This is a genomic window from Christensenella sp. (genome assembly GCF_034927525.1).
Classification (GTDB): Bacteria; Bacillota; Clostridia; order Christensenellales; family Christensenellaceae; genus Christensenella.
Genome location: NZ_JAYFPU010000134.1, coordinates 1 through 14,314, shown reverse-complemented (window position 1 = coordinate 14,314; position 14,314 = coordinate 1). Strand labels below are relative to the sequence as shown.

Annotated in this window: 15 protein-coding genes; 12 read left to right on the top strand and 3 right to left on the bottom strand. The window is 53.0% G+C overall.

All coding sequences use genetic code 11. The features are described 5' to 3' along the window. Positions 1-115 precede the first annotated feature (115 nt). Together VB081_RS05470 and VB081_RS05465 are read right to left on the bottom strand one after the other, a co-directional pair. Positions 116-1,150: a 2-hydroxyacid dehydrogenase gene (locus tag VB081_RS05470; protein ID WP_323399830.1), complete on the bottom strand. Its 1,035-nt coding sequence runs from the start codon at positions 1,148-1,150 to the stop codon at positions 116-118. A gap of 26 nt (positions 1,151-1,176) precedes the next feature. Next, entirely contained in the window at positions 1,177-1,359 is a 183-nt protein-coding gene (locus VB081_RS05465; RefSeq protein WP_323399829.1) for a hypothetical protein, read from the bottom strand. Positions 1,360-1,622: 263 nt separating this feature from the next. Between VB081_RS05465 and VB081_RS05460 the strand changes: the two genes are divergently transcribed. From VB081_RS05460 to VB081_RS05405, 12 genes are all read left to right on the top strand, one after another. After that, complete coding sequence (locus VB081_RS05460; protein ID WP_323399828.1) at positions 1,623-3,557, top strand: aconitate hydratase; 1,935 nt, start codon at positions 1,623-1,625, stop codon at positions 3,555-3,557. A 142-nt stretch (positions 3,558-3,699) separates the two neighbouring features. Continuing rightward, positions 3,700-4,650 carry a 3-oxoacyl-ACP synthase III family protein gene (locus tag VB081_RS05455; protein WP_323399827.1) on the top strand — a complete coding sequence of 317 codons (951 nt, stop codon included), beginning with the start codon at positions 3,700-3,702 and terminating at the stop codon, positions 4,648-4,650. A 52-nt stretch (positions 4,651-4,702) separates the two neighbouring features. After that, on the top strand, positions 4,703-4,921 hold the full coding sequence (locus VB081_RS05450; RefSeq protein ID WP_323399826.1) for an acyl carrier protein: 219 nt from the start codon (positions 4,703-4,705) through the stop codon (positions 4,919-4,921). Between the two features lie 98 nt (positions 4,922-5,019). Continuing rightward, entirely contained in the window at positions 5,020-5,955 is a 936-nt protein-coding gene (locus VB081_RS05445; RefSeq protein ID WP_323399825.1) for an ACP S-malonyltransferase, read from the top strand. A 15-nt stretch (positions 5,956-5,970) separates the two neighbouring features. Next, the gene (gene fabG / locus VB081_RS05440; protein WP_323399824.1) at positions 5,971-6,705 is read left to right on the top strand and encodes a 3-oxoacyl-[acyl-carrier-protein] reductase; all 735 of its coding nucleotides are present in this window, start codon (positions 5,971-5,973) and stop codon (positions 6,703-6,705) included. A gap of 28 nt (positions 6,706-6,733) precedes the next feature. Further along, positions 6,734-7,975: a beta-ketoacyl-ACP synthase II gene (gene fabF / locus VB081_RS05435; protein ID WP_323399823.1), complete on the top strand. Its 1,242-nt coding sequence runs from the start codon at positions 6,734-6,736 to the stop codon at positions 7,973-7,975. A gap of 27 nt (positions 7,976-8,002) precedes the next feature. Beyond that, positions 8,003-8,494 carry an acetyl-CoA carboxylase biotin carboxyl carrier protein gene (locus VB081_RS05430; RefSeq protein WP_323399822.1) on the top strand — a complete coding sequence of 164 codons (492 nt, stop codon included), beginning with the start codon at positions 8,003-8,005 and terminating at the stop codon, positions 8,492-8,494. An 11-nt stretch (positions 8,495-8,505) separates the two neighbouring features. Beyond that, positions 8,506-8,937: a 3-hydroxyacyl-ACP dehydratase FabZ gene (gene fabZ, locus VB081_RS05425; protein ID WP_323399821.1), complete on the top strand. Its 432-nt coding sequence runs from the start codon at positions 8,506-8,508 to the stop codon at positions 8,935-8,937. 65 nt (positions 8,938-9,002) lie between these two features. Beyond that, positions 9,003-10,352 carry an acetyl-CoA carboxylase biotin carboxylase subunit gene (accC, locus tag VB081_RS05420; protein WP_323399820.1) on the top strand — a complete coding sequence of 450 codons (1,350 nt, stop codon included), beginning with the start codon at positions 9,003-9,005 and terminating at the stop codon, positions 10,350-10,352. A 3-nt stretch (positions 10,353-10,355) separates the two neighbouring features. Continuing rightward, positions 10,356-11,273 carry an acetyl-CoA carboxylase, carboxyltransferase subunit beta gene (accD, locus tag VB081_RS05415; RefSeq protein ID WP_323399819.1) on the top strand — a complete coding sequence of 306 codons (918 nt, stop codon included), beginning with the start codon at positions 10,356-10,358 and terminating at the stop codon, positions 11,271-11,273. Then, complete coding sequence (locus tag VB081_RS05410) at positions 11,270-12,085, top strand: acetyl-CoA carboxylase carboxyltransferase subunit alpha (protein ID WP_323399818.1); 816 nt, start codon at positions 11,270-11,272, stop codon at positions 12,083-12,085. The genes accD and VB081_RS05410 overlap by 4 nt, the downstream gene beginning before the upstream one ends. A 111-nt stretch (positions 12,086-12,196) precedes the next feature. Further along, a complete protein-coding gene (locus tag VB081_RS05405; protein WP_323399817.1) occupies positions 12,197-14,035 on the top strand; it encodes a carboxypeptidase-like regulatory domain-containing protein in 1,839 nt (612 codons plus the stop codon). 57 nt (positions 14,036-14,092) lie between these two features. On the opposite strand, the gene VB081_RS05400 is transcribed toward VB081_RS05405, so the two are convergent. After that, positions 14,093-14,314 (bottom strand): DUF47 domain-containing protein (locus VB081_RS05400; protein ID WP_323399816.1); only part of this gene is annotated, 222 nt, incomplete at its 5' end.

Below are 14,314 nucleotides of genomic sequence, written 5' to 3'. Positions count from 1 at the left end.
AGGCGAATGATTTAAAAACGGCATAGCGGTTAACCGCTATGCCGTTTTTTTCAATGTTTTATCATTCAGCATGCTTGCAATGTCAATAGCATATCCCCCTGTGGGCTTTAGAGCGTCAGAAGCAGCGCTTTTGGTGGGATTTGTCGCACGTCTTTTGTTTGCTGCACTGGTAGCATATCTCGTTTAGAAGCGGTTTGTCGTCAAAATAGGCCTTCAAATTATCGAGCGTCGTCTGCGCAATGTTCTTGAGCGCCTCGTCCGTTAAGAACGCCTGATGCGAGGTAACGATAACGTTGGGCATGGTGGTGAGCCGTGCTAAGATATCGTCCTGCACGATGGTGTTGGAGAAATCCTCGAAAAAGAGGTCGCTTTCCTCCTCGTATACGTCAAGTCCAGCGCCGCCAAGCTTGCCGGATTTGATGCCGTCAAGCAGCGCGTCGCTTTTGATGAGCGCGCCGCGCGACGTATTGATCAGGATCACGCCCTGCTTCATCTGTGCGATCGTTTGTTCGTCGATGACGTGGTAAGTGTCCTTTGTGAGCGGGCAATGCAGCGAAATGACGTCGGAGTAGCGGCACAACTGCTTTAAAGTCACGTACTCGACCTCTACATTCGGGTTGGGGTAGGGATCGTACGCGACCACGCGCATACCGAAGCCTTTGCAGATATCGATGAACACCTGACCGATTTTTCCTGTGCCGATCACGCCTGCGGTCTTACCGTGCAGGTCAAAGCCTGTCAGGCCGTTGATGCTGAAATTGAATTCGCGCGTGCGGTTGTAGGCGTGGTGGATCTTGCGGTTTAAAGTAAGCAGAAGCGCCATCGCGTGTTCCGCGACCGCATACGGCGAATAGGCGGGCACACGCAGGATATGTATCTTTTCCCACGCGGCTTTGAAATCGATATTGTTATAGCCTGCGGCACGCATGGCGATCACGCGGACGCCGTTTTCATACAATGTATTGACTGTGGCTGCGTCAATGGTATCGTTGACAAAGGCAACGACTGCGTCGCATCCGCGCGCGAGCACGGCCGTATCGGGATTGAGCTTGTTTTCGAAATACTTGAATACAAAACCGTACGGCTTATTGAGCTTTTCAAACCAGATCCTGTCGTATTGTTTTGTATCGTAAAACGCTATGTTGTGCATTGCATTTATACCTTCTTTGCCGCGGTTTATTTATCGATGATCTGCATTTCGAATTTATCGTATGGAAATTTGTCGATAAAATCGTCCTTTTTGAACATCACCTTGCGAAACAACCCAAGCTGCTTGGTATGGGCAGTATGCCACATGGGGACTTCGATATCGAACTCCTTGGAAAAATATTCAAGGGCTTCTAAAAGCGCATCCGCCATGTCTTCTTTTTTGCTGGTGTAGGTATCTGCTTTCAGAACCTTGCCGTCTGTAATGATCTTTCCCCATTATGTGAGCATAGTAAACCGTCCTTTTGTTATTGATAACAGATTATGCGGGACAAAAAACATTTTTGTGTTCCCGTTCCTCCTATTATAAAGGCATATCCGCCAAAAAGGAACCGCTGCTACTTGAAAAAAGTTTGATTTACGTATAAAATGTACAACATATTATTTGTTATGAAAAAACGGAGGTACGCGTTAAAATGGGAAAACCGCTGGGCTATAAAATTTTGGAAGAACACCTTGTATCCGGGGAGATGATCGCCGGGAGCGAGATATCGATCCGCATCGATTACACACTGACACAGGACTCTACGGGAACGATGGCTTATTTGCAGTTTGAAGCGATGGGCATCGACCGTGTGAAAACGAAAAAATCGGTGGCGTACATCGACCACAATACGCTGCAAAGCGGTTTTGAAAACGCGGACGACCACAACTATATCATGAGCGTAGCCAAGAAGCATGGTATTTATGCTTCGCGTCCGGGAAACGGGATCTGCCACCAGGTGAACCTCGAGCGCTTCGGCGTGCCGGGGGCGACGCTTCTCGGGTCTGACAGCCACACGCCTACGGGCGGCGGGATCGGCATGATCGCCATCGGCGCGGGCGGGCTCGACGTTGCCGTTGCGATGGGCGGCGGCGCCTATTACTTAAATTGTCCTAAGTTTGTCAATGTGGAGCTGAAGGGTGAGCTGAAGGCGGGCGTTTCTGCCAAGGATGTGATTTTGGAAGTGCTGCGCGTGTTAAGCGTGAAGGGCGGCGTAGGCAGGATCATCGAATATACGGGCGAGGGCGTGAAGACGCTTTCCGTACCCGAGCGCGCGACCATAACGAACATGGGCGCTGAGCTTGGCGCGACGACATCCGTCTTCCCCAGCGATGAAGTGACACGCGAGTTTTTGAAGGCGCAGGACAGGGAGGCGGATTTCAAGCCGCTTGCTGCCGACGCTGATGCGGAATATGACGAGCACGTTGTGATCGACCTTGGGTCGCTTACGCCGATGGCGGCGATGCCGCACAGCCCTGATAATGTAAAGACGATCAAAGAGATCGGCAATATCAAGGTAGACCAGGTGTGCATCGGAAGCTGTACGAACGCATCGTACCGTGACCTGATGCGCGTAGCGGCGATCCTTAAGGGAAAGACGGTATCTGCGCATACGAGCCTGACGATCTCGCCCGGTTCCAAGCAGGTGATGAACATGCTGGCGAAAAACGGTGCGCTTTCCGATATGATCGACGCGGGTGCGCGCATCCTTGAATGCGCCTGCGGCCCGTGCATCGGCATGGGGCAGTCCCCGGCAACGGACGCGGTCTCTGTGCGCACGTTTAACAGGAACTTTTTTGGACGCAGCGGGACAAAGAGCGCGAGCGTTTATCTGGTCAGCCCGGAGACGGCGGCTGTGACGGCGATAAACGGATACCTTTCGGATGCGACGGAGCTTTCCGACATTTCTATCCTCGACGTTGCGATGCCGGAAAAATTTGAAGTGAACGACAACATGATCGCACCGCCCGCGGATTGCGCGTGCGACGTGGAGGTCGTGAGGGGGCCGAACATCAAGCCGTTCCCTATCAATTCGGAAATGCCGGATGAGATCGAGGCGGAAGTGATGCTTAAGATGGAAGACAACATCACGACAGACCACATCATGCCCTCCAACGCGAAGCTGCTGCCGTACCGTTCGAACATCCCTTACCTTTCGGATTACTGCTTAGCGCCTGTTGACGAAACATTTCCGGCGCGCGCGAAGCAGGCAGGAAAAACGATCCTTGTGGCGGGGCACAACTACGGACAGGGTTCCTCGAGGGAGCACGCGGCGTTAGCGCCCTTGTACCTTGGCGTGAAGGCGGTCATCACCAAGAGCTTTGCGCGTATCCACATGGCAAACCTGATGAACAGCGGGATATTGCCGCTGGTATTTGTAAACGAAGCGGATTATGACAGTATCGCGCAGGGCGATGTGCTGAAAATAACGGCGGTGCGGGACAATGTGGACGGCAAGGATGTGTTCACCGTACAAAACGAAACAAAGGGGACGAGCTTTGAGGTGCGCCTCGAGGCTTCGGAGCGTTTGCGCAAGATACTTCTTGCGGGTGGGCTACTCAACTACACGAAGAAAAACGTACAATAATATTGTGGCTGTAACAACGCAGGGAGCGCCGAAACGCTCCTTGCTTTTGTTGACATTTACAGCAGATTAGAATATCATTATACTGTCTAAATTTCGTCATTGTTCCAAGTGGCGAGCGGACAGCGAATGATTTGGAGGAAATATGAGCATACGCATCTTAGGGACAGGGAGTTATCTGCCGGAAAAGGTAGTGACGAACGAGGACTTTGAAAAGATAATAGATACGTCGGACGAATGGATCACCAAACGTACAGGTATCAAACGCCGCCACTATGTGGAAAACGGTATGTGGAACAAGGATATGTGCGTGATTGCGGCGAACATCGCGATGAAGGAAGCCGGCATCACCAAGGACGACCTTGGCGGTATCGTGGTTGCGTCCGTTACCAACGAGATGGGCGTGCCCTCGGTGGCGAGCCAGATCCAGCGGGAGTTAGAGATCCCGGAGGCGATTTGTTTTGACGTGAATTCTGCGTGTACGGGCTTTATGTTTGCCTTAAAAGCGGTAGAAGGATTGTTGAAGCCGGGCGGCAAACCGTTCCTTGTATGTGGAAGCGAAACGCTGTCCCGCTTTATGAATATGGAAGACCGTGCAAGCTGTATCCTGTTTGGGGACGGCGCCGGCGCGGTGATCGTGGAACATGGCGATAATATGAAATATTTCGAGGTGTATTCCAAGCCGGACGTTGACAATACGATTGTGATCAACGGTATGAATACGCTTGTTGACGGCGTAGTGCAGCCTTCGTATGCGACGCTTAAGGGCAAGGAAGTATATGTGTTTGCGACGCGTGAAGCAGAGCGCGTCATCCGCGTGGCGCTTGAAGCAACAGGCAAGGCGCCGGAGGAGATAGACTGGTTTTTGATGCACCAGTCGAATTACCGCATAACAAAAACGATCGCGCAGCGGCTTGAGATGCCGATGGAAAAGTTTTATTCTAACATCGACGATACGTCGAATACATCTGCGGCGAGCATCCCGATCGCGCTCGACCAGATGAACAAAAAGGGCATGCTCAAAAAAGGGGACAAGCTTGTGATCGCCGGATTCGGCGGGGGGCTTTCGTCCGGATGCGCGGTATATGAATGGTAATAACGCTTCGAGCGTATAAAACAATAATAATTTTTCTGGGAGGAAAATGAACATGATTTATGAAAAGATTGCAGGAATTATCAGTGACAAAATGGATATCGACGTAGAAGAGATCAAAATGGACTCCAGCTTTGAGAGCCTCAAAATCGATTCACTCGATATGGTTGAGATCGTTATGGACATCGAAGAAGAATTCGACGTTTCCATCGAGGAAGCGGAAAACCTGAAAAGCGTTTCCGACCTTGTGAAATTTATCGAAGAAAACAAATAAGCAACACGATTTGTCCTTATATTACGAAGAAGTTTTGATGCTACGGACGTTCTCCTTTGGTGAACGTCCGTATGCGCTATCTTTTTGGAGGGGATTTCGTGGGTAAACTTGCAGTGCTTTTCGCGGGACAGGGCGCGCAGAAAACAGGTATGGGTAAAAGCCTGTATGACAATGTGGCTGCTGCACGCGAGATATTTTTAAGGGCAGAAAAGGTACGGCCGGGTATTACGGAACTGTGCTTTTCGGGCGAGCAGGAAGAATTGAACCAGACGATCAATACGCAGCCTGCTGTTTTTGTAGTGGATGCTGCGGCATATGCGGCTCTTTTAAGCGCGGGTATTACGCCAGGCGCGGGAGCGGGTTTCTCGCTGGGGGAATACGCGGCATTGTATGCGGCTCAGGTGCTTTCGTTTGAGGATGCGCTTGCGCTGGTGATCAAGCGGGCACAGTGGATGCAGCAGGCAGGCGATACGCATGCAGGCGCGATGTGCGCGGTGCTGGGACAGGAAATGGGCGCGGTGCAGGCTTTGGCGGCACAATTTGCGGGGGACGGCGTACTTTTGCCCGTCAACTATAACTGTCCGGGACAGATCGTTGTGGCGGGCGACAGTGAACGCATCGACGCAATGATTGCCTATGGAAAAGAGAATAAGATCAAGTGCAGGAAGCTTCCGGTATCGGGCGCTTTTCATACTTCCCACATGGAGGAAGCGGCACGTAAGATTTTGGATACAATAGGGGATATGCAATTTATGGAACCGGCGTTTACGCTGTATGCGAACCGTACGGGCAAGCCATATGAAAAAGGCGATATGAAACAGGTGATGGCAGAGCAAACGTCGCATCCTGTTTTGTTCGAGCAGATCGTTCGCGCAATGAGCGCGGATGGATATGATACGTTCGTGGAGGTCGGGCCGGGCAAAACGCTTAGCGGCTTTGCAACGCGGATCAGTGAACAGGCGCAGACGTTCAACATAAACGATTTTGAGTCGTTTACACAGACGGCAGAAGCGCTCAAAGCGATGGGATTTTAAGCGGAGGAAAAGCAAATGGCAAAAACAGCAGTTGTGACGGGTGCGTCGCGCGGGATCGGAAAAGCGGTCGCGCTGCGCCTTGCAAAGGACGGAAACAACGTCGTTGTAAATTATCTGTTTGACGACGAGGATTATGCGGGCACAGTGAAAGAGATCGAAGCGCTGGGCGTGAAAGCGGTCGCCATCAAGGCGGACGTCAGTAAATTCGATGAAGTCAAGGATATGATGGAAAAGGTCAAAGAGGAATTCGGTTCTGTGGACATTCTTGTGAACAACGCAGGTATCACACGCGACGGGCTTCTTGCACGGATGAAGGAAGATGATTTTGACGCGGTCATCAATGTGAATTTGAAAAGCGTATTTAATTGCTGCCGCCATGCGGTTTCTTACATGATGAAGCAAAGAAGTGGACGCATCATCAACATGGCTTCCGTGGTCGGCCTTTCCGGACAGGGAGGACAGACAAACTATGCGGCGTCAAAGGCGGGCATCATTGGTTTTACGAAGTCCCTCGCAAAAGAGATCGGATCGCGCAACATCACCGTGAACGCGGTGGCTCCCGGGTTTGTGGAAACACCTATGACGGACGCAATGCCCGAGAAAGCACGCGAAGAGGTTTTGGGCAGCATCCCGCTTGGTCGCGGTGCTACGGTAGAGGACATTGCCGACGCGGTGTCGTTTTTGGCGGGAGACGAGGCGGGTTATATTACAGGCCATGTTCTTTCGATCAACGGCGGCATGTACGCATAAACAGTAATCAATAGGAGAAAAACTATCTATGGCAAGACGGGTCGTTGTAACAGGAATGGGCATCCTTTCACCGAATGGAAACACGGTGAAGGAAGCGTGGCAGAACACCAAAAACGGTGTAAACGGGATCGGGCCCCTGACAAAAGCGGGCGCGGAAGGGCTTCCCGTGCATTTTGCGGGACAGCTTAAAAATCTTGATGTGCTTGATTTTCTGGATAAAAAGGACGCGCGGCGTATGGACGAATATGCGCAGTACGGCGTGATTGCGGGAGACCAGGCGATGGCGGATGCGGGATTTTCAGAAGAAAACAATCCGTATGATCCCTTTCGTTTCGGCGTGCTTGTGGGAAGCGGCATCGGTGGTCTTGACACGATGGAAAAGGAAATCACCAAGCTCAATGAACGGGGCTTTAAAAAGGTCAATCCGCTGCTCATCCCTATGATGATCAGCAATATGGCTTCCGGGCATTTGGCGATCCGGCATAAATTGCAGGGATACAATACGACTGTGACGACGGCATGCGCCTCCGGTTCTCATTCCATTGGCGATGCGTTTCGTATGATCAAGGATGGATATATGGATGCGATGCTTGCGGGCGGTGCGGAATCGCCTGTCAAGATGCTGGCTATCTCGGGCTTTATCGGCCTGCACGCGGTGACGACGGCGGATAAGCTGGAGCGTGCTTCCATCCCGTTCGATTTGGAACGTAGCGGTTTTGTGATCGGCGAGGGCGCGGGTGTGCTCGTGCTTGAAGAATACGAAATGGCGAAGGCGCGCGGTGCAAAGATATACGCGGAGATAGGGGGATATGGCGCGACGTGCGACGCTTACCATATGACGGCTCCTGAGCCACAGGGCGCGGCGCTTGCGCGTGCGATGCGTGTGGCGCTCGAAGAAGCACACATAAAACCATCTGAGGTAGACTACATCAACGCGCACGGCACGTCGACAGACTTAAACGACAGGACAGAGACGATGTGCTTTAAGGAAGTGTTCGGCGAGGACGCGTATAAAGTGGCGATCTCGTCCACCAAGTCGATGACAGGGCATTCGCTCGGCGCGGCGGGGGGGATCGAGGCGATCTATTCCATTATGGCAATTCAAGATGGATTTATTCCGCCGACGATCAACTACCAGATACCCGACCCGGAATGTGATCTTGACTGCACGCCCAACACGGGACGCGAAACAAACGTGCAGGTCGCGATGTCTGATAATCTCGGATTTGGCGGACACAATGCAGCGCTGCTTTTTAAGAAAGTTGATTAATTTTTTGATAGATAGGAGAATAAAACAGTGGATTTAAAATCGATACTGGAACTTCTGAAAGCCGTGGATAAATCCGGCTTTGACACATTTGAGCTAAACGACAAGGACTTTAGCCTGATACTGGAACGCAACGCCAATGTACCCGTACAGCAGGTGATGGTCAGCGCGCCCGCGCAGGCGGCTCCGATGGCGGCAGCGCCGATGATTGCGGCGGCTCCTGTTGCGCCTGCGGCGGTATCCGTTCCCGAGGCGGCGGTTGCGGCAAGCGAAGCGCCTGCAGTAGCGGAGGACAGAGGCAAGGAGATCGTTTCGCCGCTGGTGGGCGTTTTCCACAAGCTTGCGGAGGGCAAAGCGGTCAAGATCGGCGATAAGCTCAAGAAGGGCGACATCGTGTGTATGGTCGAGGCTATGAAGCTGATGAACGAGATCACGATGCCTGAAGCGGGTGAGATCACGTGGGCCGCGTGCGAAGAGGGCGACAGCGTGGAATATGGTCAGCTGCTCTTTAACTACAAATAGGGAGAACAGATATGATCGATCAGGAAGGCATCAAAAAAATCATTCCGCACCGCGCTCCGTTTTTGTTTTTGGACGAGGTGCTTGAATGCGAGGTCGCAAAGTATACGAAGGCGCTGTGGCGTATCCGTGAAGATTTGTTTTGTTTTCAGGGACATTTTCCGGGCAACCCCATCCTGCCGGGCGTACTGATCACAGAAGCGCTTGCACAGGCGGGCGCGGTCGCGATTTTGCAGGACGAACGTTTTGCCGGCCGTTTGGCTGTATTCGGCGGGATCGACGGCGTACGCTATCGCGGTATGGTGAAGCCGGGCGACGACCTGATACTTGAAACAGAGATGCTGAGGCTTTCTACGATGGGTGGAAAAGGCAAGGTCAAGGCCACGGTGAATGACAAGGTCGTTTGCGAGGGCGAGATACTGTTCGTGCTGGTGAAGCAGGACTAAGGGATTTTTGCAGCAATAATCTGCGCGGGCAAAAGAACGGCCCGCGTATTTGAAGGAGAACACGAATGATAAACAAGGTTTTGATTGCTAATCGCGGCGAGATCGCCGTGCGCGTCATCCGCGCATGCCGCGAGATGGGGATAGAAACCGTTGCGGTATATTCTACGGCGGACGCAAACGCGCTGCATACACAGCTTGCGGACGAGGCGCTTTGTATTGGCCCTCCCGCGCCAAAGGACAGCTATCTGAGCGCTTATAATATTCTTTCGGCGGCAAGCATCACGGGTGCGGACGCGATCCATCCCGGATATGGGTTTTTGTCGGAAAATTCGAAGTTTGTCCGTATGTGCAACAAAAGTAATGTGACATTTATCGGGCCGGATGCGGAAGCGATGGAAAAGATGGGCGACAAGCTGATGGCACGGCGTATCATGACCGAGGCGAAGGTGCCGATCATCCCGGGCTCGCTTGAAGCGTTAAAGGATGCAAAAGACGCGAAAAAGATCGCCAAGAAGGTCGGGTATCCGGTCATGATCAAGGCGGCAAACGGCGGCGGCGGTCGAGGTATCCGTAAGGTGGACAAAGAAGCGGACATCGAAAAGGCCTTTGATGCGGCGTATAAAGAGGCGCTCGGGGCATTTGGCGACGGTACGCTCTATATGGAAAAATGTATCATGGACGCGCGGCACATTGAAGTGCAGATCATGTGCGATAACTATGGAAACGCCGTTTATCTTTACGAGCGTGAATGTTCCCTGCAAAGACGGAACCAGAAGCTGATGGAGGAGGCGCCGAGCATCGCGTTTGACAACAAAAAGCGTGCGGAGATCGGCGAGGCCGCTGTGCGTGCGGCGCAGGCCTCCGGCTATAAAAACGCAGGAACGATCGAGTTTTTATATGACGAACCTTCAGGCCAGTATTATTTTATGGAACTCAACGCACGCGTGCAGGTGGAGCATCCGGTAACAGAGATGATCACAGGGATCGACATCGTACGCGAGCAGATTTTAGTAGCAAGCGGCGCGAAGCTTTCGTTTGCGCAAAAGGACATCCCGCTGATGGGGCACGCGATCGAATGCCGCATCAACGCGGAAGACCCGACCAAGAATTTTATGCCGTCCATCGGCACGATCGAGACGCTGCACCTGCCGGGAGGGCCGGGCGTGCGTTTTGATACGGCGATGTATACGGATTACAAGATCCCGCCGACATACGATAGCATGATCGGCAAGCTGATTGTCCACGCGCCCACGCGCGAGCGGGCGATGGCGAAGATGCGCGCGGCTTTGACGGAGCTCGTTGTGGACGGGGTGGAAACCAATGCGGATTTCCAGCTTGACCTGCTAAACAACGAGGACGTGATGGCGGGACGGCTCGATACCGGACTTGTGGCGCGTATTATGGAGGAAAAATAACAGATGGGCTTATTTTCTAAAAAGCGTAAGGACATCACCATGCGTGTGTACCGTACCAATCAGCAGGCACAGCCGCCCGTTGAAAGTATGGAGGATATTGCCGCGCAGCTGCCGGTGGCGCATGATGAGGAGCAGGTCGAGGGGATGTGGGACAAGTGTCCGGAATGCGGCACTGTCATCTATACGGACGACCTGATCGCCAACCTCAACGTATGTAACAATTGCAATCATCATTTTCGTCTTTCCGCGCGTCAGCGCATCATGTACACCGCGGACGAAAATACCTTTGAGGAGCTCAATGCTGATCTGATTGGCAAAAACCCCCTTGATTTTCCGGGGTATGAGCAGAAGGTGCAGAAAATACGCGGATATACCAATGAAAAGGAATCAATCATCACAGGGGCTTGTAAGGTCGGCGGAACGCCGTGCGTGCTTGCCGTGATGGACGGATTTTTTATGATGGGTTCTATGGGCGCGGCGGTCGGCGAAAAATTTACGCTTGCTGCGGAGTATGCGTGCAAAAAGAAGCTGCCGCTGATCGCGTTCACCGTTTCGGGCGGGGCGCGTATGCAGGAAGGGCTCATATCCCTGATGCAGATGAGCAAGACGGCGGCTGTGCTTGCGAAGCTTGACGAGGCGGGGCTTCCGTTTTTTGTGGTGATCACTGATCCGACGACGGGCGGTGTGACGGCGAGCTTTGCGATGCTTGGCGACGTGACCATTGCGGAGCCGAATGCAACGATTGGTTTTGCGGGGCGCAGGGTCATCGAGCAAACGATCAAGCAGGCGCTTCCGCCTACGTTCCAGACGTCGGAATTCCAGCTTGAGAAGGGTTTTGTGGATATGATCGTTGCCCGTTCGCAGATGAAAGATACGCTCAGCAAACTGCTGAAGATGCATAAGGGAGGGAGCGCGAAATGAGTGCAAAACGTTCGGCATGGGAGATCGTGCAGATCGCGCGCGACCCTAAAAGGATCACATCACAATATATCGTGGAACATGTATTTACAGATTTTATGGAGATGCACGGCGACAAGCTGTTCGCAGACGACGCGGCAGTGATCGGCGGGATCGGTTATCTTGGCGATATTCCTGTTACGGTGGTTGGACAGGAAAAAGGGGCAGACCTGCGGGATAAGGTGGCGCGTAACTTTGGTTGTGCGAATCCGGAGGGGTACCGTAAATCCCTGCGGCTGCTAAAGCAGGCGGAGAAATTCAAACGTCCGGTGGTCTGTATCATCGATACGCAGGGTGCGTTTTGCGGGATTGGCGCGGAGGAACGCGGCGTGGCGGAATCCATCGCGCGTAACTTGCTCGAGCTTTCACGCTTAAAAACGCCTGTGATCAGTATTTTTATCGGCGAAGGCGGAAGCGGCGGCGCGATCGCGCTTGGCGTGGCGGACAAGCGTATGATGCTTGAAAACGCGCTTTACTCCATCCTTTCCCCGGAAGGGTTTTCCAGTATTCTATGGAAGGATTCTTCGCGCGCGGCAGAGGCGGCAGAGCTGATGCGCATGACGGCGGGCGAAATCAAGGAAATGGGCCTGATAGACGACGTGCTGCCCGAGCCGGAAGGCGGCGCACAATCGGGCGACGGCGGCAAATTTGCCAAGATCATCAGGCAGTATCTTCTCGACAGCATCAAAGAATTACAAAAGGAACCGATCGATAAACTGCTGGAAGAACGGTATGCAAAGATACGGTCGTTTGGGCAGGATGCGATCAGCGAATAAAACAAACAGGCGGAGGGCAAAATCCTTCGCTTTTTTTGTCAGATATGCTATCATAATGTGGTAACCAATGTATACCTTATAAAATAGGGATTGTATCCGGAGGGGATATCTATGAAAAAGATATTGTGTATGATCGTGACGGTGCTGCTTGTGGCGGCAATGGCTCTGCCTGCTTTTGCGCAGACGGACGAGGATGGGCAGCAGGGAAACGATGGAACGCAGGTACAGCAGATCGGCATGAATCTTTCGTTTGCGGACGAGGACGGTAAGCCTCTTGCAGGTATCGACGTTTTTTTACGCGAGAGCGTGGATACGGAATATGTATATAACGATGTGACGAATGAGAACGGGCAGCTATATCTGCCCAGCGTGCCGGTGTCTGATTTTGATCTGGTGACCAAGACGCAGGACGGCGTTTTGACGGGTGCAGTGCGCGTGCATCTGTATTTGGCGGATGAGACGGAGATACTGAACCAGCCAAAGGGCGTGGTGATGACGCTGCACTTAGGGCAGGAAAAAAATGCGGCGCTCGCAACAAGCAATACTGCTCTGGTCGTAGCGGGCGAAGCATCCCCGAGCGCATCCCAAAGCGCAGAGACAAGCAAGGCGCCGGATGCAAGCGCTTCTGCGGGGCCGCTGATCCCTGACGATATGCAGCCTTATATCTACGAAGTAAATATCAACCAGAACGCGCCGGCGATCGATTTTGCGTACCAGGTTCCATCGGACGGCAAGATACTTTTGACGGGCGTAGCGGATGGCGTAGCTCCTGAGCCGACACCGACGCCAACGGCACAGCCTACGGTGACACCGTCTGAGGAACCAACGCAGGAACCGACAGCAACGCCAACGGCACAGCCTACGCCTACGGCGACACCAACCGCTGCTCCAACCCCTGTGCCAACGCCTGCACCTACGCCGCAGCCGACTGCGGCGCCGACGACAGCACCCAATAAGGTCAATGTGAAGCTGTACCTGATGGATGCAAAGGGAATGGCGCTTAGCGGGTATACCGCGGCGATGGGGGACGACCACAAAAAGACGGCGAACGCAACGGGAACGCTTTATTTTGCGAATGTCGTGCCGGACAAGACACAGACGCTTCGTATTTACGATACGGAGAACAAACAGCGCGGTACCTGCAAGCTGGAGTTTGCCGAGGGAAGCAAGACGGCGATCGCGCTGAGCGACGCAGTATATACGGTCTCTTATGCAAAGGATACACAGGATATCTTTTTATTCGCGGATGTGAAGGCGGACGGGAACAAGGATTCGGAAGTCGTCCTGCAAAAGGTATCGGACGAGCCGCTGACCCCCGGGAAGACCTCGCAGACGGCGAAGGACGAAAAAGGGCATGAAAAGCCCGCCGAGCTTATGGGTGAGCCATGTCTGAACGGTTACCTGATAGATGCGGCAGGCGCGGTCGTTACAGGCGCAACCGTGGAAAGCACAAACCTTGAGACAAAGGGAATGCTGAGCGGTGTGACGGATGCGTCGGGTTATTTTGAGATCTCGGCGGTTTCGAAGGGAAAGCATAAGATCACGGCCACGGCAAAGGACGGAACGCTGGTCGGCGAGGTGGCGTTCACAGTGCAGCCGGCAGAGGTGACGGGCATTGCCGAACAGGGCGGGACACTGGTGCTGAGCATTTCCAAAAATGCAAAAGAAGTATATATGAACTTAAAAGAGAACGGTAGCGGAGGACTCAATATTTCCGATGTTTCACAAACACAGGCTACCGTTCCTGTGGCACTGACAGCAAGTCCGCAGGCAAGCGTGAGCGCTTCTGCAAGCCCGCAGCCGACAGTACCCGCAGCCGAGCAGGAAGCGGACAGCGGTATGAGCCCGATCGTGGTGGTGCTGATCATTGTCGGTATTGCAGTTGCTGTGCTGGCGGTGTTCCTGATCATCAAAGTGCAGCGTGCGAAGAAGAATGGTTCTGACAGATAAAGAATGAGGTGCAATAAAAAACACCGCAGGCGACTGCGGTGTTTTTGTTACCTTGTTTCAGCTGTTTTTCATGATGATGCTTTCCATCGTATTGGCAACATCCTCGCACGCGTCGCAGCAACCTTCGAAATAGTTGAAGGTCTTTGACCAGACCATGATCTCGATCGGGTCCTTTGAGTTGACGTGCAGATCACGCATTGCCTTTGTGTAGAGCTGGTCGCCGTCGCCTTCCAGACGGTTAATTTCTATAATGCACTCGGAAAGCAATGTTGATTTTTT

Excerpts from the sequence above, each read along its gene's own strand:
- VB081_RS05470 (WP_323399830.1), bottom strand. The coding sequence starts at position 1,150 with ATGCACAACATAGCGTTTTACGATACAAAACAATACGACAGGATCTGG.
- VB081_RS05405 (WP_323399817.1), top strand. The coding sequence starts at position 12,197 with ATGAAAAAGATATTGTGTATGATCGTGACGGTGCTGCTTGTGGCGGCA.
- accC (WP_323399820.1), top strand. The coding sequence starts at position 9,003 with ATGATAAACAAGGTTTTGATTGCTAATCGCGGCGAGATCGCCGTGCGC.
- VB081_RS05460 (WP_323399828.1), top strand. The coding sequence starts at position 1,623 with ATGGGAAAACCGCTGGGCTATAAAATTTTGGAAGAACACCTTGTATCC.
- fabF (WP_323399823.1), top strand. The coding sequence starts at position 6,734 with ATGGCAAGACGGGTCGTTGTAACAGGAATGGGCATCCTTTCACCGAAT.
- VB081_RS05465 (WP_323399829.1), bottom strand. The coding sequence starts at position 1,359 with ATGGCGGATGCGCTTTTAGAAGCCCTTGAATATTTTTCCAAGGAGTTC.
- fabZ (WP_323399821.1), top strand. The coding sequence starts at position 8,506 with ATGATCGATCAGGAAGGCATCAAAAAAATCATTCCGCACCGCGCTCCG.
- fabG (WP_323399824.1), top strand. The coding sequence starts at position 5,971 with ATGGCAAAAACAGCAGTTGTGACGGGTGCGTCGCGCGGGATCGGAAAA.
- accD (WP_323399819.1), top strand. The coding sequence starts at position 10,356 with ATGGGCTTATTTTCTAAAAAGCGTAAGGACATCACCATGCGTGTGTAC.
- VB081_RS05450 (WP_323399826.1), top strand. The coding sequence starts at position 4,703 with ATGATTTATGAAAAGATTGCAGGAATTATCAGTGACAAAATGGATATC.
- VB081_RS05410 (WP_323399818.1), top strand. The coding sequence starts at position 11,270 with ATGAGTGCAAAACGTTCGGCATGGGAGATCGTGCAGATCGCGCGCGAC.
- VB081_RS05455 (WP_323399827.1), top strand. The coding sequence starts at position 3,700 with ATGAGCATACGCATCTTAGGGACAGGGAGTTATCTGCCGGAAAAGGTA.